Origin of the sequence: Streptomyces sp. NPDC008125, assembly GCF_042957125.1 — a bacterium.
In the GTDB taxonomy this organism is placed as follows: Bacteria; Actinomycetota; Actinomycetes; order Streptomycetales; family Streptomycetaceae; genus Streptomyces.
This window is the reverse complement of sequence record NZ_JBIBHR010000005.1, coordinates 160966-179024: the sequence shown is the minus strand read 5'-3', so window position 1 is coordinate 179024 and position 18059 is coordinate 160966. Positions and strand designations below refer to the sequence as shown.

General features: G+C 72.8%; 20 protein-coding genes and 1 pseudogene. 5 read left to right on the top strand and 16 right to left on the bottom strand.

The window, feature by feature from the left end:
- Positions 1-99: 99 nt before the first annotated feature.
- From ACFZAX_RS10870 to ACFZAX_RS10840, 7 genes are all read right to left on the bottom strand, one after another.
- Positions 100-1521: an NADP-dependent succinic semialdehyde dehydrogenase gene (locus ACFZAX_RS10870; RefSeq protein WP_390960725.1), complete on the bottom strand. Its 1422-nt coding sequence runs from the start codon at positions 1519-1521 to the stop codon at positions 100-102.
- A 151-nt stretch (positions 1522-1672) separates the two neighbouring features.
- Entirely contained in the window at positions 1673-2131 is a 459-nt protein-coding gene (locus ACFZAX_RS10865; RefSeq protein ID WP_390960724.1) for an ATP-binding protein, read from the bottom strand.
- A gap of 194 nt (positions 2132-2325) precedes the next feature.
- Positions 2326-4422 (bottom strand): molybdopterin cofactor-binding domain-containing protein, encoded by a 2097-nt coding sequence (locus ACFZAX_RS10860; RefSeq protein ID WP_390960723.1) that lies wholly within the window; start codon positions 4420-4422, stop codon positions 2326-2328.
- 52 nt (positions 4423-4474) lie between these two features.
- Positions 4475-5467: an FAD binding domain-containing protein gene (locus ACFZAX_RS10855; protein ID WP_390960722.1), complete on the bottom strand. Its 993-nt coding sequence runs from the start codon at positions 5465-5467 to the stop codon at positions 4475-4477.
- Entirely contained in the window at positions 5464-6072 is a 609-nt protein-coding gene (locus ACFZAX_RS10850; RefSeq protein ID WP_390960720.1) for a 2Fe-2S iron-sulfur cluster-binding protein, read from the bottom strand. Before ACFZAX_RS10850 ends, ACFZAX_RS10855 begins: the two co-directional genes overlap by 4 nt.
- Positions 6073-6127: 55 nt before the next feature.
- Positions 6128-6517 carry a hypothetical protein gene (locus ACFZAX_RS10845; RefSeq protein ID WP_390960719.1) on the bottom strand — a complete coding sequence of 130 codons (390 nt, stop codon included), beginning with the start codon at positions 6515-6517 and terminating at the stop codon, positions 6128-6130.
- Between the two features lie 163 nt (positions 6518-6680).
- Positions 6681-7646, bottom strand: coding sequence for a TIGR03557 family F420-dependent LLM class oxidoreductase (locus ACFZAX_RS10840; protein WP_390960718.1), 966 nt, complete (start codon positions 7644-7646; stop codon positions 6681-6683).
- Positions 7647-7734: 88 nt separating this feature from the next.
- On the opposite strand from ACFZAX_RS10840, the gene ACFZAX_RS10835 reads away from it, so the two are divergent.
- Together ACFZAX_RS10835 and ACFZAX_RS10830 are read left to right on the top strand one after the other, a co-directional pair.
- On the top strand, positions 7735-8064 hold the full coding sequence (locus ACFZAX_RS10835; RefSeq protein WP_390960717.1) for a DUF6479 family protein: 330 nt from the start codon (positions 7735-7737) through the stop codon (positions 8062-8064).
- A gap of 103 nt (positions 8065-8167) precedes the next feature.
- The gene (locus tag ACFZAX_RS10830) at positions 8168-9049 is read left to right on the top strand and encodes a cation diffusion facilitator family transporter (protein ID WP_390961008.1); all 882 of its coding nucleotides are present in this window, start codon (positions 8168-8170) and stop codon (positions 9047-9049) included.
- Here the strand turns inward: ACFZAX_RS10830 and ACFZAX_RS10825 are convergent.
- A complete protein-coding gene (locus tag ACFZAX_RS10825; protein ID WP_390960715.1) occupies positions 9046-9180 on the bottom strand; it encodes a hypothetical protein in 135 nt (44 codons plus the stop codon). The two genes, ACFZAX_RS10830 and ACFZAX_RS10825, sit on opposite strands and share 4 nt — an antisense overlap.
- A 280-nt stretch (positions 9181-9460) precedes the next feature.
- On the opposite strand from ACFZAX_RS10825, the gene ACFZAX_RS10820 reads away from it, so the two are divergent.
- Positions 9461-10285, top strand: coding sequence for a VOC family protein (locus tag ACFZAX_RS10820; protein WP_390960713.1), 825 nt, complete (start codon positions 9461-9463; stop codon positions 10283-10285).
- Between the two features lie 46 nt (positions 10286-10331).
- Here ACFZAX_RS10820 and ACFZAX_RS10815 read toward each other — a convergent pair whose 3' ends face one another.
- The 7 genes and pseudogenes from ACFZAX_RS10815 to ACFZAX_RS10785 all read right to left on the bottom strand — a co-directional run bounded on the left by ACFZAX_RS10815 (position 10332) and on the right by ACFZAX_RS10785 (position 15321).
- Complete coding sequence (locus ACFZAX_RS10815) at positions 10332-10835, bottom strand: DUF6328 family protein (protein WP_390960712.1); 504 nt, start codon at positions 10833-10835, stop codon at positions 10332-10334.
- A 180-nt stretch (positions 10836-11015) separates the two neighbouring features.
- Entirely contained in the window at positions 11016-11885 is an 870-nt protein-coding gene (locus ACFZAX_RS10810; RefSeq protein ID WP_390960710.1) for an ATP-binding cassette domain-containing protein, read from the bottom strand.
- On the bottom strand, positions 11849-12376 hold the full coding sequence (locus ACFZAX_RS10805; protein ID WP_390961006.1) for a GNAT family N-acetyltransferase: 528 nt from the start codon (positions 12374-12376) through the stop codon (positions 11849-11851). Before ACFZAX_RS10805 ends, ACFZAX_RS10810 begins: the two co-directional genes overlap by 37 nt.
- 440 nt (positions 12377-12816) lie before the next feature.
- Positions 12817-13455 carry an EamA family transporter gene (locus ACFZAX_RS10800; RefSeq protein ID WP_390960708.1) on the bottom strand — a complete coding sequence of 213 codons (639 nt, stop codon included), beginning with the start codon at positions 13453-13455 and terminating at the stop codon, positions 12817-12819.
- Between the two features lie 40 nt (positions 13456-13495).
- Positions 13496-13732 (bottom strand): annotated as a pseudogene (locus tag ACFZAX_RS10795) (EamA/RhaT family transporter); the annotation flags it as partial.
- 154 nt (positions 13733-13886) lie between these two features.
- On the bottom strand, positions 13887-14816 hold the full coding sequence (locus ACFZAX_RS10790) for a LysR substrate-binding domain-containing protein (protein WP_390960707.1): 930 nt from the start codon (positions 14814-14816) through the stop codon (positions 13887-13889).
- Positions 14817-14901: 85 nt separating this feature from the next.
- On the bottom strand, positions 14902-15321 hold the full coding sequence (locus ACFZAX_RS10785) for a DnaJ family domain-containing protein (RefSeq protein ID WP_390960706.1): 420 nt from the start codon (positions 15319-15321) through the stop codon (positions 14902-14904).
- Positions 15322-15528: 207 nt separating this feature from the next.
- On the opposite strand from ACFZAX_RS10785, the gene ACFZAX_RS10780 reads away from it, so the two are divergent.
- On the top strand, positions 15529-16128 hold the full coding sequence (locus ACFZAX_RS10780; RefSeq protein ID WP_390960705.1) for a hypothetical protein: 600 nt from the start codon (positions 15529-15531) through the stop codon (positions 16126-16128).
- Positions 16125-16928, top strand: a complete 804-nt coding sequence (locus ACFZAX_RS10775) for a hypothetical protein (RefSeq protein ID WP_390960704.1) — start codon at positions 16125-16127, stop codon at positions 16926-16928. Before ACFZAX_RS10780 ends, ACFZAX_RS10775 begins: the two co-directional genes overlap by 4 nt.
- Positions 16929-17169: 241 nt before the next feature.
- On the opposite strand, the gene ACFZAX_RS10770 is transcribed toward ACFZAX_RS10775, so the two are convergent.
- Entirely contained in the window at positions 17170-18051 is an 882-nt protein-coding gene (locus ACFZAX_RS10770) for an NmrA family NAD(P)-binding protein (protein ID WP_390960703.1), read from the bottom strand.
- Between the last annotated feature and the right edge of the window lie 8 nt (positions 18052-18059).

Here is an 18059-nt window from a genome sequence, read left to right as displayed (position 1 = left end):
GGGGTGGACGGGGCGCGGATGGAAGCGGCGCGGGGGTGGGCACGGCCCGGGCGCGGGTGCGGCGGCCGGACGGTGACCGGCGGGGCTTCGGGGGCCGGGTCATGCCCCGCCGTCCCCCGTGGGGCCGTACCAGACGGTGGTCGCGTTGCAGAACTCCCGGATGCCGTGGCCGGCGAGCTCCCTGCCGTAGCCGGAGCGCTTCACCCCGCCGAAGGGCAGTGCGGGGTGGGAGGCGGTCATGCCGTTGAAGAAGACTCCGCCGGCCTCCAGGTCCCGGACGCAGGCCTCCATCTCGTCGGGGTCCCGGGTCCATACGTTGGAACTCAGACCGAAGGGGGTGTCGTTGGCGATCTCCAGGGCCTCGTCAAGCCCGGAGACCCGGTAGAGGGTCGCCACCGGGCCGAAGGTCTCCTCGCGGTGGATCCGCATCTGCGGGGTGATGCCGGCGAGGACGGTGGGCGCGTAGAACCAGCCGTGTTCCAGTTCGCCGCCGAGCCCCTCGGGCCGTCCCCCGCCGCAGAGCGCCCGAGCCCCCTTGCCGAGGGCGTCGTCGACCAGTTCCTCCAGGTCGGTGCGGCCCTGTTCGCTGGAGAGCGGGCCGACGTCGGTGGACTCCTGGAGCGGGTCGCCGACCGTGAGGGCCTTCATGGCGGTGGTGAAGCGTTCGGCGAAGGCGTCGTAGACGTCGGTGTGGACGATGAACCGTTTGGCGGCGATGCAGGACTGCCCGTTGTTCTGGACCCGGGCGGTGACGGCGGTCTTCGCGGCCCGCTCGACGTCGGCCGAAGGCAGCACGAGGTAGGGGTCGCTGCCGCCGAGTTCGAGGACGGTCTTCTTCACCGAGTCCCCGGCGGTCGCGGCGACGGAGCGGCCGGCGGGTTCGCTGCCGGTGAGGGTGGCCGCGGCGACCCGGTCGTCGCGCAGGATCGCCTCGACGGCGCCGGAGCCGATCAGCAGCGTCTGGAAGACCCCTACGGGGAAGCCGGCCCGGCGGAACAGGTCGCCCAGGTAGAGGGCGGTCTGCGGGACGTTCGACGCGTGCTTGAGGAGCCCGACGTTGCCCGCCATCAGCGCGGGCGCCGCGAAGCGGACCACCTGCCAGAGCGGGAAGTTCCACGGCATCACGGCGAGGACGACGCCGAGCGGCCGGTAGTGGACCCGGGCGCGGGTCGCTCCGGAGTCCTTCACGTCTTCGTCCGCCGGGTGCTCGTCGGCCAGCAGTCGTTCGGCGTGGGCCGCGTACCAGCGCATGGCCTTGGCGCATTTGGCGGCCTCGGCGCGCGCGGCGGCCAGCGGCTTGCCCATTTCGAGGGTCATGGTGCGGGCGATGGCGTCGCGGTCGGCGTCCAGGAGGTCGGCGGCCTTCTCCAGCAGTGCGGCCCGCTCGGCGAAGCCCGTGGTGCGGTAGGTACGGAACGTGTCGTACGCGGTGGCGATCCGCCGTTCGATCTCCGCCTCGCCGATCGCGTCGTACGTCTTCAGGGTTTCGCCGTTCGCGGGGTTGACTGTCGCGATGGGCATGGCTGTGGCCTCCTTGCCTGGGTTCTTCGACCGTCCCGCGCCTTCACGCCCGGCGCAACGCGGGCTCCGTCGCAGCGCCTACCCGGCCGACGCGGATCATGCGCGCCGGGGGCACGCGATCCGGATCGGCCGGGCAGGGGGCCGGGAACGGTCAGGCGAAGGCTGTGGAGGGCAGCGGCCGGGACTCGGGGGCGGTGTCCGGCGGGGTGCGGGGCAGCAGGCCGGTCGGGCGCGGCACCTCGGCGTACCGGGTGAACCAGACGACTTTGCCGTCGTCGGTGCGGCAGGTGCCCCAGCTGTCGCTGAGCGCCATGACCCGGCTCAGCCCGCCGCCGGTGTCGAGCAGTCTCGGCATCCCCGCGCCGTTGTCGGCCACGGCCACCGTCAGGTGACGGCCGGTCCAGCGGAGTTCGACGACGCACTCGTTGTCGCCGCCGACGTGCCGGTGGACGTTGGTCAGCAGTTCATCGAGCGCCCGGCAGACCGGGCGGACGTGCAGTTCGAGACTCCAGTGGCGCAGGTGCGCCGCGACGATGCGCCGCAGCTGGGAAACGCGTTCTGCCGACACCTGCAGTTCGACCAGATAGTGCCGGTCGAGTGGAACGGTCATCGTCGGGGCTCCTCACCGCGAGGCCCACGTGCGTGTCCGTCGTGAACCGACGACCCCTGAGCACGAAGCGTGAGCGGTCATCACTTCTGTGTCACTCCTCAGGGTGACGCCGCTGGGCCGGGTGCGCAACAGTTGGGCCGGTCGCCGCTGGTGGAGGCGGCTACCAGGGTGCGGAGCGCCCTCGACGAGAGGCCCTACAGCAGGTACGGCAGGATTTTGTCCGGGGTGAGCGGGAGTTCGGTCAGCCTCGCCCCGGTGGCATGGCGCACGGCGTTGCCGATGGCGGCCGCGGTACCGACGATGCCGATCTCGCCGATCCCCTTGCTGCCCATCGGGTTGAGGTGGGGGTCGTCCTCGTCGATCCAGTGCGCCTCGACGGCCGGCACGTCGGCGCAGGCCGGTACGTGGTACGCGGCGAGGTCGCTCTCGGTGAAGTCGCCGTACACAGGGTCCAGGGTGCTGCCCTCGGTGAGCGCCATTCCGATGCCCATGACCATGCCGCCGATGAACTGGGAGCGCGCGGTCCGGGCGTTGAGGATGCGTCCGGCGGCGTAGACGCCGAGCAGCCTGCGCACCCGGACCTCGCCGGTGAGCGAGTCGACGGCGGTCTCCGCGAAGTGGGCGCCGAAGGCGTGCCGGGAGTACGGGGACTCGGCGCCGGTCTCCTCGCCGGTGTCGGCGCGCACCGTGATGCCCTCGGCGGGCAGCGGCCCGGAGTGCGTGGCGAGCCGGGCGGCGAGGGCGGCCGCGGCCTTGTGCACCGCCCATCCCCAGGAGGCGGTGCCGGAGGAGCCGCCGGCGAGCGGCGCGGTGGGGAGGTCGCTGTCGCCGAGGGCGACCCGGACCCGGTCGGCGTCGGTGGAGAGCGCGGAGGCCGCGATCTGGGCGAGGACGGTACGGGCGCCGGTGCCGATGTCCGTGGCGTTCACCTCGACGAGGAAACTCCCGTCGGCGGCTGCGTGCGCGGCGGCCGAGCAGGCCCCGACGAGGACGGGGTACGTCGCCGAGGCGACGCCCGTACCGAGCAGCCAGCGCCCGTCCTGCCGTGAGGCGGGGCGGCGGTCGCGGTCGTGCCAGCCGAAGCGCTCGGCGCCCTCGCGCAGGCAGGCGAGGAGGTTGCGGCTGCTGAACGGTTTCCCCGAGTCGGGCTCGGTGGCGGGTTCGTTGCGTACCCGCAGCTCGACGGGGTCGATGCCGAGCGCGCAGGCCAGTTCGTCCATCGCGGACTCCAGGGCGTACATCCCTGACGCCTCGCCGGGGGCGCGCATCCAGGAGGGGCTCGGGACGTCGAGCGCGGCCACCCGGTGCACGGTCCGGCTGTGCGGGGAGGCGTACATGATCCGGGCCGGTACGGCGGCCTGCTCCACGAACTCCTTGACGGTGGAGGTGTGGGTGGCGACCTCGTGGCTGAGGGCGGTGATCATGCCGTCGTCGTCCGCGCCGATCCGCACGCGGTGCACGGTGGGCGCGCGGTGGCCGACGACGGCGGGCAGGTGCTTCCTCGGCAGGGCGAGCTTCACGGGCCGGCCGGTGTGCAGCGCGGCCATGGCGGCGAGCACCACCTGGGGGCGCGGGGTGCCCTTCGAGCCGAACCCGCCGCCGACGTGTTCGGAGATCGCGGTCACCCGGCCGGGGTCGACGCCGAAGACGGCGGCCAAGGTGTCGCGGACCGTGCTGGAGCCCTGGCTGGAGTCGTGGACGGTCAGCCGGCCGTCCTCCCACCGGGCGGTGCTGGCGTGCGGTTCCATCGGGTGGTTGTGGAGGGGGCCGATCCGGTACGTCGTGTCGATCCGGTTCTCCGCGTCCTCGTAGGCCCGCGTGAAGTCGCCGCGTTCGCTGACCGCCGGAAAGCCGCCGTTGGCCTTCTCCGGGGTGTACAGCCCGGGGTGATCGTCGGTGAGGACGACGTCGTGCGGTTCGCGCGCGTACTCGGTGACCACCGCGTCGGCTCCGGCCCGGGCCGCTTCGAGGCTGTCGGCCACCACCAGTGCGACGTACCAGCCCCGGTGCGGGACCCGGTCGTCCTGGAGCACCGCGAGGATCGGGTCGTCGGGAGTGTGCAGGCGGGGCGCGGTCTCGTGGGTGAGCACGGCGTGGACGCCGGGGAGGGCGAGCGCGTCGGCGGTGCGGACGGCGGTCACCCGCCCGCTGGGCACGGTGGCCGGGACGGGCCACGCGTACAGGCAGCCGGGCGGGGTGTGCTCCGCGGCGTAGCGCGCCGCCCCGGTGACCTTCTCCCGGGCTTCGCGGCGGACGACGGGGGCACCGAGCGGCTGGGGGGCGTGGCTCATGACGGGTCCTCGGGCGGAGTCGGGGTACGGGGCGCGGGCGGGTGCCGGCCGGTCAGGCGGCGGCCCGTCCGGTGAGTTCGGTGAGCGCGTCGACGGTCAGCCTGCGGGCGAGGTCCACCTTGAAGGCGTTGTCGCGCAGCGGCCGGGCGGCGGCGAGTTCGGCGGCGGCGGCGCGGGCGAAGGTCTCGGCGGTGGCCGGGGCGCCGAGCAGCACGGCCTCCGCCGCGGTCGCCCGCCAGGGCCGGTGGGCGAGACCGCCGAAGGCGAGGGCGGCGTGCTGGACGCGGCCGTCGCGGACGGTGAGGACAGCGGCGACGGAGACGAGCGCGAAGGCGTACGAGGCCCGGTCGCGGACCTTGCGGTAGAGCTGCGCCGAGCCTGCGGGGGCCGGGGGCAGCACCACTTCGGTGATCAGCTCGCCGGGGCGGATCACGGTGTCCTGGTCCGGGTTCTCCCCCGGCAGCCGGTGGAACCCGGTGACGGGCACGGTTCGTTCGCCCTCCGGCCCGTGGAGCACGACGGTGGCGTCGAGGGCCGCGAGGGCGGCGGACAGGTCCGAGGGGTGGGTGGCGACGCAGTTCTCGGAGTGGCCGAGGACGGCGAGGTCGCGGTGGGCGCCCTCGCGCGCGGGGCAACCGGTTCCGGGGGCCCGCTTGTTGCACGGTTTGGACACGTCCTGGAAGTACGGGCAGCGGGTGCGCTGGAGGAGGTTGCCGCCGGTGGTCGCGACGTTGCGCAGCTGGCCGGACGCCCCCGCGAGCAGCGCCTGGGAGAGGGCCGGGTACCTCTCGCGCACGAGGGGGTGCGCGGCGAGATCGCTGTTGCGGACGGTCGCCCCGATGCGCAGCCCGCCCTCGGAGGTCGGCTCGGTGCGGTCCAGGGGCAACCGGGTGACGTCGACGAGGACGCCCGGCGTCTCGACACCGAGCTTCATCAGGTCGACGAGGTTCGTCCCGCCGCCGAGGAAGCGGGCACCTGGGTGCACCGCCACCGTTCGTACCGCTTCCGCGACGGAGGCGGGCCGCAGGTAACCGAGGGGTTTCATCGGGCCACGTCCTCAATCGCTTCGACGATGTGCGGATAGGCGCCGCACCGGCAGAGGTTGCCGCTCATCCGCTCGCGGATCTCCTCGGGCCCGAGGGCGACGGGGCCGCCCGCGGCGAGGGCGGCCGGCCCGGTCGCGTGGGAGGGGAAGCCGTCCTCCGCCTCGGTGAGCATGCCGACGGCGGAGCAGATCTGGCCGGGCGTGCAGTAGCCGCACTGGAGAGCGTCGCGCTCCACGAACGCCTCCTGCACGGGGTGGAGCCGGCCGTTCCCGGCCAGCCCCTCGACCGTGGTGACCCGGGCGCCGTCCTGGGCGACGGCCAGCAGCAGGCAGCTGTTGGCGCGGCGGCCGTCGACGAGGACGGTGCAGGCCCCGCACTGCCCGTGGTCGCAGCCCTTCTTCGCCCCGGTGAGGCCGAGGTGTTCACGCAGGGCGTCCAGAAGCGTGGTGCGGTGGTCGAGCGTCACCGTCCTGGCCGCGCCGTTGACGTGGAGGGTGACGGCGGAACGGTCGGGGAGGCCGCCGGGCACGCCGCCGTCCTCCGGTTCTCCCGGGGGGATCCGGAGGACGGTCTCCGCGTCCTCGACCAGCCGGTGGGGTTCCATGCTCGGGTGCCTTCCGTTTCTGACCGTCGGGACGGTGGAGGTGCGGGGCGGGCGATCAGCGGCTGGTGAGCCGCAGCCTGAGTTCCTGTTCCTGGTCCCCCGCCGCGGTACCGACGTCCTCCACCGAGAAGACCTCCCCGAGATGTCCGCGCAGCCGGTCCACCGCCCAGTAGCCGCCCTGGGCGTCGAGGGTGACCGCTCCGCCGAGCGAGGCGGGTTGGGCGGCCTCCTTCTTGGTGGAGACGTCGACGGTCGCGGACCAGACGGTCGGGCGGGGCCCCTTCGTGTCGGAGGGGGAGTCGGCGGCGGTCCGGTCGGAGGTGAAGGAGCGGCGGAGCACCTCGAACACGGTGCTCGCGTCGTCGGTCGTGCATTCGCTCAGCGAGACCAGGACGTCATAGTTCTCCTGATGCTCGGAAGCGGTCCTGTCGGTGGTGTTCACCATGGTTCCTTTCTCGGGAGCCGGACGCGGCGGAGCCGGCCCGCTCCCAGGCTCGCGCGGCGTCCGGAAGTCGGCGACACGGATACGGCAGTCGGCGCAGTGCCTGTCCAGGGGTCCTGCCCGGGAAGTCACCGCGTACGCGTGGCGATCACGCGCGGGAAACGGCCTACAGGGTGCGGAGCGCGGGCAGCAGCTTCTTCTCCGCCCAGGAGATGAACGGCTGCTGGTGCGCCCCGCCGACCTGGATGAGGGCGATCTCCGTGAAGCCCGCGTCGCGGTAGGCGCGGACCGCTTCGGTGAACTCGTCCACGTCGCTCCCGCAGGGGATGGCCCCGGCGACGTCCTCGGGGCGGACGTACGCGGTGGCCTGGTCGAATCCGTCCGGCCCCGGCAGCTCGGAGTTGACCTTCCAGCCGCCCACCGACCAGCGGAACTGCTCGTGCGCCCGGGCCACCGCAGCACTCCGGTCGGGGTCGTAGCAGACGGGTAGCTGGCCGACCGAGGGTTTGCCGGCGCCGCCGTGGCGGGCGAAGGCGTCGAGCAGTCCGGCCTTCGGCTCGGTGGCGACGACGAGGTCCGCCAGTTCCCCCGCGATCGCGCAGGACTTCGGCCCGGAGACGGCGATCCCGATCGGCACCCGGGTCTCCGGAAGGTCCCACAGCCGGGCGTTCTCCACCTGGAAGTGGGTACCGGCATGGTTCACCACGCCTCCGTCGAAGAGGGCCCCGATGATGCGAGCCGCCTCCTCCAGCATGTCGAGCCGTACCCTGGCGCGCGGCCACCCGGCGCCGGTGACGTGTTCGTTGAGGTTCTCGCCCGATCCGAGCCCCAGCCGGAAGCGGCCCTCGGACAGGATCTGGAGCGTCGCGGCCTTCTGGGCGACGACGGCCGGGTGGTAGCGCACGGTCGGGCAGGTCACGTACGTCATGAGCGGAATGGTCGAGGTGGCCTGCGCGGCGGCGCCGAGCACGGTCCAGGCGTACGGGGCGTGCCCCTGCTCGGACAGCCAGGGGAAGTAGTGGTCGGAGGTGACGGAGAAGTCGAATCCCGCGCGTTCGGCGGCGACGACGTCAGCCACCAGCTCCCGGGGGCCGGTCTGCTCGGTCATCATCGTGTAGCCAATTTTCACCATACAAAACACTTATCCGGCCATATAGCTACAAAACATGAATTCGAATGAATCACTGTCTGACGCTCGGCATCCGGGGTATCCGGCATGCATGGACGTATCGAACGGAGCCCAGACCGCCGCATCCTCCACGCTCGCCGTATCCGGAGCGCTGGGGACCGGCCTCATCATCGCCGCGTTCGCTGTCGTGGCCCTGCTCATCGGCGCCTTCTGGTTCGGCATGCGCCGCCGCGACAAGGAACTGCCGCCCCCGCGCGCCGACGAACAGCCCGTCCCGCCGGACCATCGCTCGCACATCCAGCAGGAGAACGTGCACGGCGAGGACCGTTTCCCCGACGACGGCCACGCCCTGTCCCCCTACGAGCTCGGGGAGCGCGACACGGGAACCACACCGCCGGAGAGCGACCGGCCCCGTGACTGAGGGCATACGCACCGAGCGCCGGCCCCCCGGCGCTCCCCCGGACGCACCCGACTCGGGGGCGGCGGGCGCGGAGAGCGGGAAGGCCGCCGACCGGCGGACCCGGATCACCGTGCTCGTCGCCCTCGCGGCGAATCTGGTGATCGCGGCCGCCAAGACCGTGGGCGGCCTTCTGTCGGGCTCCCCGGCCCTGCTGTCCGAGGCGGCGCACTCGGTCGCCGACAGCATGAACGAGGTCTTCCTCCTCGCCGCGCTGCGGCGCAGCCGCCGCCCGCCCGACGCGCGTCACCCGTTCGGCTACGGCAAGGAACGGTACTTCTGGTCCCTGCTGGCGGCGGTGGGGATCTTCGTCATGGGCGGCTGTTTCTCCTTCTTCCAGGGCTTCGAGGCACTGCGCAGCCACGACCAGGAGTCCCCGTCCGGATACGCGGTCGGCCTGGCCGTCCTCGGTGTGGCGCTGGTGGCCGAGGGCACGTCCCTCGTCCGGGCCCTGCACCAGGTGCGGGGCGAGGAGGGCGGCGCGAAGGATCCCGCGCTGCGCACGGTGGTCGCGGAGGACGCCACCGCCGTGCTCGGCGTGGTCCTGGCCATGGCCGGCATGGCGCTGCACCTGGTCACCGGGAACGTCGTCTGGGAAGGGTCCGCCTCGCTGGCCATCGGGCTGCTGCTCGTCCACGTGGCCTTCCGGCTCGGCCGGGACGCCCGGGACCAGCTGATCGGCGAGTCCGCCGACCCCGCGTTGCAGAAGGAGATCGAGGACTTCCTCGGCGGCCAGGACGAGATCGACAACGTCGAGTCCCTCCTCACCATGCGGCTGGGGCTCGACTCGGTCCTGGTGGCCGCACGGGTCGACCTGTCGCCGGGCATCGACAGTGAGGAGATCGAGCGGGTCTCCGTCCGCATCAGGGAGACGGTCAACCGGACCTGGCCCCAGGCCGACCACGTCTACCTCGACATCACCAACGCACCTCCCCGCGGCGGAGCCTAGAAGGCTTCTTCCGGCGGCGCGGGGTCGGCGGACTCGCCGATCAGCTGGTCCCGGGCGTCACGGCCGAGCCGGAAGAAGCCGGTCGGAGCGGGCCGGGCCGGGCCCGCGGCAATCGCCTCGACAGCGGGCACGTCGGTCGGGGGCCTTCGCGCGATGACGGGAATCGCCGGCACACCTCCCGCAGGGGACGGCGCGCCACCATGGCCCCGTGGACCTCCTGCGCGGGGTGCTCGACGCCGCGACCGCCGTCTGAAGGCTGCCCGACGGCAACGGCCGGACGCGGCACGGCCCTTCCCGTCCCGATCATGCCGGGCTCGCGTGTTGCGGGACCGGGCCGGTCGGCCGACGCTGGTTCTGGCCCGGCGGCAGCCCGCGGACGGGCCCGCCCGACCGGACGAAGGCAGTGTGAAGATGACCGGAAGCGATCCCCGTACGCCCCCCGCCGCCGCGCCGCTGACGGGCGCGGCGGCACCCTGCTGGGTCAACCTGCTCACCCGGGATCTGGAAGCCGCACAGCACTTCTACGGCGCCGCCCTCGGCTGGACCTTCCACCCCAGCAAACTCGGGCCCGAGTTCTGCGTCGCCCGCCTGCGCGGGGTACCGCTGGCGGGCATCGGGGGCGTCTCGTCCTCGTACCAGACCGCCGTCGCCTGGCTGCCGTACTTCGCCGTCCCGGACGCGGACGTCGCCGCCGGGCGCGTCCGCGAACGCAGCGCGACGGTCGCGGTGGGGCCGCTGACGCTCAACGAGGGGCGCGGGGTCCTGGCCTCCGACCTGGACGGAGCGGTCTTCGGACTCTGGGAGCGCCTCACACCCTCCTCCGGGCGGTCCTCGCCCGCGGACCGCTCGTACGCCTGGCTGCGGCTGCGCACCCGGAACGCCTTCGACGCCGCGATCTTCTACGGCGGGGTACTCGACTGGGCCAGCGGCCGGCCCGGTAGTTGCGAGGTCTCCTACGAGGAGGACGAGGTCATCGTGCGCTTCGAGGGCCGCCCGCTGGCGCGGATCAGCTCAGGCGCGGTGGAGGCCTCGCCCGATCCGGTCCTGCGCCCCCACTGGCAGGTTCAGTTCCTCGTGGAGGACGTGGCCGAGACGGCGGAGGCAGTTCGCCGGGCCGGTGGCACGGTCATCGCCCTCCACGAGGTCCGGGGTGGTACCGAGGCGGTGGTGCGCGACCCCGACGGCGCGGTCTTCGGCGTCACGGACGCCAGCAGCCCGGAGGCGGGCCTGACCTGAGTACGGTCGGGAGGCGCGTCCGGGCTGCGCGGTTCGTGGGGTCGGCTCAGGACTCCGCCGGACCGGCCTCCTGCCGGTTGTCGCGGGCGATCGCCCACAGCGGGAAGACGAACCAGCAGACGGCGAACCACAGCGCCATACCGGCGACGAGCCAGAGCGCCAGGTGATTGTGGAGTGCCACGCGCAGGATGAGCAGCAGCGCGCTGCACATGGTGCAGAAGAGCAGAATGAGCCCGAGTATCGTCAGCCGGGCCGCCCAGGCGACGGTCTGCGGCTTCATCCGGCGGCCGGAGAGCAGCCGGTGGTACGAGACGGGGCCGATGAGGGCCGCGGCCGTCGAGGAGCCCAGTATCACCGTGATGACGTAGATGGCCCGGTCGGGGTCGGCCAGCTCGGCGAAGCGCGGCTGGAAGACCACGGCGAGCAGGAACCCGAACAGGATTTGCACACCCGTCTGCGCGACACGGAGCTCCTGCAGCAACTCCCCCCATTGCCGGTCCGCGCGCTCCTCCGGGCTCTCCTGCCGTCCGTCGTCCCGAGCTGCCGCCACCGTAGTTCTCCCTCGTCGACAAGCCCGGCCGGGGCGATCCCTCCGGCCGGAGTCCTACGCCTTCCCCTCCCTCGTACCGGTGAATCCTGTGATGGTCGTACCGCCGTGGGACCGTTCGGCGGGCCCCCTCCGGCGGGTGTACGGCGGTCGCGAGCGGCAGCGTCAGGGGTGCGGGCCCGGCTACAAGTCCGCCGACGAGTTCCACCCGCCGGCGAGGTCGGCAGGGGCCGTCCGGGCCGCCGGAACCTCGGCGGCCCTCACTCCGTACTGGGCGGCCTGAATCCCGTACAGGGCGCGGAACGTCCCCGGGCCGGGATGATCGTCCGACATCAGCGCGTCGAAGGACCCGCTCTCCACGACCTTGCCGCTCTCCAGTACGTGGATCTCGTCGGCGGCCCGTACGCTGCCGAGCCGGTGGGTGATGAGGACGACGGTCTGGCCGGTGTCGGCGAGGCTGCGGATCTGCTCGAAGAGCTGCTGTTCGGCTCTGGCGTCGAGGGCGCTTGTCGGCTCGTCCACGATCAGGACCTCACCGCCCCGGTAGTGGGCCCGCGCGATGCCGATGCGCTGCCACTGGCCGCCGGAGAGCTGGTGGCCGCCCTGGTAGCCCCGGGCGAGCAGAGTCCGCCAGCCGCGCGGGAGCCCCTCGATCAGCCGGTCGGCCCCGGCGGAGGCGGCGGAGCGTTCGAGGCGCGCGGTGTCGAAGGGCTCGTCGGTACGGCCGATGCCGACGTTCGCGGCGGCGGTGAAGGGCCACTGGTAGAAGTCCTGACCGACGACGGCGACCCGCGACACCAGCTCCTGCCGGTCGGCCTCGCGGGCGTCGACGCCGTCCCAGAGGATGCGGCCGGAGTCCGGCTGGTACAGCCCGCACAACAGCTTGACCAGCGTCGACTTCCCGCTGCCGTTCTCCCCCACCAGCGCCACGATCCGGCCGGTGGCGAGAGTGAGGCTCAGGTTTTCGAGGGCCGGGCCGTTGTCCTCGCCCGTCCACTCTCCCAGGCGGGCGCCGGTCAGGCGATGGGGAGCATCAGTTCGGGCCGGTCCCACATCACGTACGGCGGGGTCGCGGGTGCCGTGCCGGTGCGTTCGGCGCCGACGCTGAGGTAGAAGCCCTCGGAGGGCGGGTGGGAGACCACCCGGACGGTGTCGAGACCGGCGCGGCGGGCCTCTTCACGCAGGTGCCCGATCAGCCATCGGCCGATCCCCCGTCCCTGGGAGGCGTCGGCGACGAACATGAGGTCCAGCTCACCCGTGGCTCCGCCGGGGTGGTGGGGGCTCTGCGGACGTGGCTGAGAACAGGGAACGTGGTCGAGCACGAGGGAGTAGAAACCCAGCACCGGACCGTCTGGCCCGTCCACCGCGACGAAGACCCGGTGGGCCTCGATGTAGTCGGGTCCGACACGGTACCCCTCCACCATGGGCGCCCAATGGCCCTCGTACGCCCGGGAGGTCCTGACCAGGCGGGTCAGGCGCTTGGCGTCCTTGGCGACGGCTCGCCTGATCCGTACCTCACCGGGGCCGGTGCTCCGCGCGTTCATGGGGGAAGTATCGCCCGGGCGTCGCGCGGTGCGGAGCCCCGGGCTGTTTCCGGGGTCGCCGGGCACCCGCGCGGACGGGCGGAGAATCCACACGCGATCGAACGTTTCAGCACTCTTGGGAGCTCTGCGGCGCTCAGCGCCATGAGCTCCCGGCGCTGGAAAACTTTCGTCGGATCCCAGGACGTGACGGCCCCCGGCTGCGGCACCGCGACCCTCTGGAGCGGCTGCCCGGGCCTGCCGAACACGTACGACACCGACAGCCACTCCCTCGTCGTCGACCCGGCCGGGCTGCCGTCGGTGCTTCGGACAGCCGACTGCGCGGTGGCTTCCGGCATGCCCCCCTCCTCCCCGACGGGGCGGGCCGGCTCGGCCTCGGCCAGGTGTCGCTCGACTTCGGCGCGGCACCCCGGCAGACGGACCCCGCCGGCTCCCGGGGCTGGTTACTCTCCAGCGACGGGGAGCGGTGCGGCGGGCTGCGCCGGCCCGGTGCGGTCCCGGGGCTTTCGGCGCAGCAGCCCGGTAGCGGCCAGAACGGCCGCCGCGCCCGCCCAGACGGTCCAGCCCAGAGGTTCGTCCAGGACCAGGGCGCCCAGGACGACGGCGACGGCGGTCATCAGATAAGTGACGGTCGAGGCGGTGGTCGCGCCGTCCTTGATGATCAGTTCGAAGTTGAGCAGAGCGGCGGCCCCGGTGCACACCACTCCGAGAATGATCACGGAGATCACCGAGTCGGCGCGCCAGACGACGGCCCGCAGGCCCAGGAAGGGAAAGGCGAGGAGCAGGAGGCCGGTGGCGACGGCCAGTTGGCCGCCGGCCAGCATCAGCGGCGGAATGCCCCGTCCCACCAGGAACGTGCCCATGTAGGCGAAGCTGGCGCCGAAGCTGACGGAACCGAGGAAGAAACAGAGGACGCTTCCCCCGCTGCCCGTACTGGAACCGTTCCAGGGGGAGGCGATCAGGGCGGTTCCTGCCAGACCGAGCAGCACGCCGGCCGCCTTGGCGGCGGTGACGCGCTTCTCGGTGGCCGGCAACAGGGTGACGGCCAGGGTCCAGATCGGTGTTGACCACTGCGGCCACACCGCTGGAGCCGGTGCGCTCGCCCTCGGCGTACAGGGTCCAGGGGACGGCATTGCCCAGCAGCGCCGCCACCGTGATGTGGCCCCAGTACGGACCGCTCCTGGGAAGGCGGAGTCCCTTGGCCCGGGCGATCGCGAGGACCACGGCGGCGCCGAGTGCCAGTCGGACGAGCACCATCTGGACGGGGGAGAATCCGTATCCGGAAATCTTGATCCACAGAAAGACCGAGCCCCAGATCAGGCTCAGTGCGGCAAGCCGCGCACAGGTTGCTCCGGACATGGGAATGCGGCCTCCGGGACGGAAGGTGTCGGATGGTCCGGCGGGTGCGCCGGGGGAAATGACCCGGCTCCGACCTTGGCATTCCGTTCCCCCGGGGTCCATCCACGTCTGGTGGCGGGTACCGTCCAGGAAATGTGGATGGTCAGGCTGCCGGTCACGTCTCCGTGATACGGCTCCGGCCGCGCACCGCCCCGGTGGCGGCCTCGCGCAGCGCTTCCAGGACGGCGGCGATCTCCGGCGCGGCCTGGCTGCCCTCCCGGACCGCGGCGAACACCCGGCGGCTGGGCGGCGCCTGCGCGAAGGCCCGTACGGTGACTCCGGGGCGGGGCGCGGGGCGGGCCAGACGGGGCAGCAGGGCGACGCCCAGGCCGAGCCGGACGGCGGACAGGGTGGCTTCCCAGTCGCCGATGGCGTGGGACTCGCGCGGGCTGAAGCCGGCGGCCGTGCATGCGGCGACACCGATGTCGTGACACATTCCGGTGGTCGCGAAGATCCACGCCTCGTCCGCCAGGTCCGCGAGCCGCAGCCCGGACCGGCCGGCCAGCGGGTGGCCTTCCGGCAGCGCCACGTCGAACGGGTCCACGCACAGCGGTTCCCGGTGGAAGCGGGTGCCCTTTCCCCCCGGACTGTGCGCGGTGTCCGCGGAGATCACCACGTCGGTCTCACCGCGGTGCAGCATGGCGAAGCTCTCCGGCGGATCGGCCTCGGCCAGCACCACGTGCAGGGCCGGCCGCTCCTTCCTGAGGCGTGCGACCGCGGGCAGGACGAGAGCCGACAGGGTGGTGGAGAATCCGGTTACCGCCACCTGCCCGCACGCACCGCCGTGGTGCGCGGTCAGTTCGGCCCGCATCCGCTCGACCTGCTCGAACAGGGTGTCGGCGTGGCGCAGCACGATCCGGGCGGCGGCGGTGAGCCGCAGTCGCCGCCCGACGGGCTCGGTCAGCGGCACGCCCAGCTCCTTGCCCAGGGCTGCGATCTGCTGGGAGACCGCCTGGGGGGTGAGGTGCAGAGCCTGGGCCGCCGCGGCGATGGTGCCGAGCCGGCTCAGCTCCTGGAGCACCCGTAACTTGCGCAGGTCGAGCATGTCCGCGGACTCCCCGTTCTCCGTCGCGTCTTCGCCGTAGGAACGGGCCTCCTGCCATGCGACGGCAGGAGGCCCGGTGGCCGGCTCAGACGGACCGTCCCTGGCTCTCCGCCCGTGCCGCGCGCCATTCGCCGACCGTCTTCTCGACGTCGAAGCGCCCGAGGTTGAGCGGCGGCCCGGACGGGGGCATCCGTACGGCCTCGTCGATCTTCTCGTTGATCGCGGCGAGCAGTTCCCGCACCCGGCGCTCGGAGACCGCTTCGGTGATCGCACGACGGACGTCCTCCGCCTCCTTGCGCAGAGCGAGGGCGGGCGGCAGGACCGACAGCCCTTCACGCTGCATCTTCTCCTTGATCCACCAGTCCTCGTCGTAGGTGCGCCCCAGGCCGGGGAGCGGCTTGCCGAAGCCCGGCAGGGAGGCGAAGTCGCCGCGCTGCTCGGCCTCGTGGATCTGGCGGTCCACCCAGGAATCGAAGCTGACGCCAGGGGGCTTCCGTTCGGTCACGGGACACCTCTTCCGTACTCCGGCCAGGACCCGTCCACGGTACCCGGAGCCTCTGTTCGAGCAGTGCTGTCTCGAACTGCTGGTCGGGGGTACACGACTTCACGCACCCCGCTCGGCCGGATCAACCGGTCGGAGCCCGGACCGGAGGGAGTTGACCACCGTGCGAGAGAACTGCGTGTCGGACAGCGAACGGGGGGAGCGTCGATCATGACGACCGTACTGATCATCGTCGGTGTCGTCGTCCTCGCGGCGATCGCCGGGTGGCTCCTTCTGCGCGGGCGGGCGACCGGCGGCGCCGGGTTGAAGCGTCGTTTCGGACCCGAGTACGACCGGGTGCTCGCCCGCCATCAGGGCGACACCAAGCTCGCCGAGCAGGAGCTCGAGGAGCGGGTGAAGCGGCACGGATCGATCAGCGAGCAACCGCTGTCGGCCGAGGCGCGGGAGCGGTACACCGCGCGCTGGACCCGGGTGCAGGAGCGGTTCGTCGACGCTCCCGAGGACGCGGTCGCCGAGGCCGGTGACCTCCTCGACGAGCTTTCCCGGGAGCGCGGTTACCCGGAGGCGGGCGGTGTCGAGAACCGCGCGGAGGCCCTGTCGGTCCACCACGCCCCGCAGGTCGACGCCTACCGCCGCGTGCACACGGCGCGCGACGGTTCGGGCGGCACCGAGGAGCTGCGTCAGGCCCTCGTCGAGGCCCACGCGCTCTTCGACGTACTGCTCGGGAAGCGGACGGCCGAACCGGCCGAACGGGCCCGCACCACGGACATGAAGAAGCAGCACCACGCGAAGGGAAGTGTGACGTCATGACGTACGGATCTTCTACGAACAGTGAGCGGACCGACGGCGAGCGGACCGACGGGGCGCCGGACTCCCGCCGCACGGACGACCGGACGCGGACGGCGGTCACCGCACCCCCCTCCACCGGCGCCGGGAGCGCCGCGGGCCCCAAGCCCGTACACGCCCCCCGGACCGCCGACAGCCCCGACCGTGACCTCACCGCTGACCACGCCGACCGTATGGCCGAGCGCAGCCGTACGGCGACGGCGGACACCGACCGCGCGACCACCGACCGCACCGGCACCCCCGGCGCAGAGCGGGACGCGGACCGCGCGACCCCCGCGGACCGCACGGACTCCGCGGACGGCGTGGAGCGCCCGGATCGTACGGACCGCGTGGAGCGCCCGGATCGTACGGACCGCGTGGAGCGCCCGGATCGTACGGACCGCGCCGGAGCGCACCGGGAGACCCGGAGCACGGGTGCCACCTCCGGCGCCTCTGCCACCTCCCGCACCTCCCCGTCCGCCGTGAACGGCCTGGACCACGACGGGGCCCTGCTCGGCGGAACCGACCGCGACGAGCTGGAGCGGCGCATGCGGCACGCGGTCAGCGACTTCGTGGAGGACCCGCGGCGCGCTGTCCGGGAGGCGGGCGAGACCCTCGACACGGTTACCCAGAACCTGGTCAAGGCGCTCACGGAGCGGAGCACCGCACTGCGCAGCGAAGAGGGGGCGGAGGGCGCCGGCGGGCAGAACGGCGAGCGGACGGAGCAGTTGCGCATCGTGCTCCAGCACTACCGCGACCTCACCGACCGGCTGCTGGCGGTCTGACCCGCCCCGGCCCGCCCACCGGAGGTCCGGCCCCGGACTCCAGCCGGGGCCCCTCCCCCGGAACACGAGCGAGCGAGCGGCCGGGAGGCACACGGACACACGCGTCCGCGTCCTCCCGGCCGCTGGGGCGTTCTCCGTCCGCGGCCTTCCGCCCTTCGGCACCGCCCGGTGCCGGGGTGCGGGGGCGGTTCCCCCGGTGCTGGATCGGGACAGTTGCGCCGGGCACCGAGCGAGGCGCCGGTCAGGACCGGACGGCCGGCTTGAGGACGTCCTGGCACCACTGGCGGAAGCCGGTGGCGGTGGCGGAGGCCGGGTCGTGGGGTTCGGCGTCGTAGATTCCGTCGTTCTGCGCGTCGACCATGGCGGCCATGTCCTCGGCCAGCGCGGGGCTCGCGCCGTGCTGCACCAGGCGGGCCCGGAAGTCCGCGAGCGGGATCTGCTGGTAGCGCACCGTGCGGCCCAGGGTCTCGGAAATGATTTCGGCCATGGCGTCGGGGGTCAGGCTGTCGGGTGCGACCAGTGGAACGCGGGCCTGTCCGCTCCAGGCGGTGTCCAGCAGGAGCGCTGCCGCCGCGGCAGCCACATCCCGGGTGGCGACGGTCAACAGCGGCCGGTGCGCGGAGTTCGCCATGGAGAACACTCCCTGCTCCGTGATCGACTGGGCCTGGCGGAGCAGGTTCTCCATGAAGAACGGCAATGCCAGGGCCCGGTGCCGCACACCGGTGGCCGCGATCAGCTCGTCCATGTCCAGCGCCGCCGACAGAAGTCCGGCTCGTTCCTGGAAGCCGTGGCCCAGGGAGGTGACGTGCACCATCCGTACACCCCGGCTCGCTGCCTCCTGGGCCGCGGCGCGGGCGAAGTCCAGGTAGTAGCGCCCGGCGGGGCCGGCGTCACGGAAACCGGCCGGAGGAACGAGCAAGAACAGCCGGTCGGCTCCCTCCAGCGCCTTCGTGATCGTGTCCGCGTCGCCGTGGGAGCCCTCCACCACCTCGGCCTGTGCGCGTACGTGCTGCGGAAGGCGGGAGGGGTCGCGGACGATCACCCGGGCCGGCTCACCGCTGTCGAGCACGCGGTCCACGACCTGGCTTCCGATGTCACCGGTCGGCGTAGTAATGACGATCATGAGTGCCT

Coding starts and splice junctions, on each gene's coding strand:
- ACFZAX_RS10870 (WP_390960725.1), bottom strand. CDS start 1,521: ATGCCCATCGCGACAGTCAACCCCGCGAACGGCGAAACCCTGAAGACG.
- ACFZAX_RS10865 (WP_390960724.1), bottom strand. CDS start 2,131: ATGACCGTTCCACTCGACCGGCACTATCTGGTCGAACTGCAGGTGTCG.
- ACFZAX_RS10860 (WP_390960723.1), bottom strand. CDS start 4,422: ATGAGCCACGCCCCCCAGCCGCTCGGTGCCCCCGTCGTCCGCCGCGAA.
- ACFZAX_RS10855 (WP_390960722.1), bottom strand. CDS start 5,467: ATGAAACCCCTCGGTTACCTGCGGCCCGCCTCCGTCGCGGAAGCGGTA.
- ACFZAX_RS10850 (WP_390960720.1), bottom strand. CDS start 6,072: ATGGAACCCCACCGGCTGGTCGAGGACGCGGAGACCGTCCTCCGGATC.
- ACFZAX_RS10845 (WP_390960719.1), bottom strand. CDS start 6,517: ATGGTGAACACCACCGACAGGACCGCTTCCGAGCATCAGGAGAACTAT.
- ACFZAX_RS10840 (WP_390960718.1), bottom strand. CDS start 7,646: ATGGTGAAAATTGGCTACACGATGATGACCGAGCAGACCGGCCCCCGG.
- ACFZAX_RS10835 (WP_390960717.1), top strand. CDS start 7,735: ATGGACGTATCGAACGGAGCCCAGACCGCCGCATCCTCCACGCTCGCC.
- ACFZAX_RS10820 (WP_390960713.1), top strand. CDS start 9,461: ATGACCGGAAGCGATCCCCGTACGCCCCCCGCCGCCGCGCCGCTGACG.
- ACFZAX_RS10805 (WP_390961006.1), bottom strand. CDS start 12,376: ATGAACGCGCGGAGCACCGGCCCCGGTGAGGTACGGATCAGGCGAGCC.
- ACFZAX_RS10790 (WP_390960707.1), bottom strand. CDS start 14,816: ATGCTCGACCTGCGCAAGTTACGGGTGCTCCAGGAGCTGAGCCGGCTC.
- ACFZAX_RS10780 (WP_390960705.1), top strand. CDS start 15,529: ATGACGACCGTACTGATCATCGTCGGTGTCGTCGTCCTCGCGGCGATC.
- ACFZAX_RS10775 (WP_390960704.1), top strand. CDS start 16,125: ATGACGTACGGATCTTCTACGAACAGTGAGCGGACCGACGGCGAGCGG.
- ACFZAX_RS10770 (WP_390960703.1), bottom strand. CDS start 18,051: ATGATCGTCATTACTACGCCGACCGGTGACATCGGAAGCCAGGTCGTG.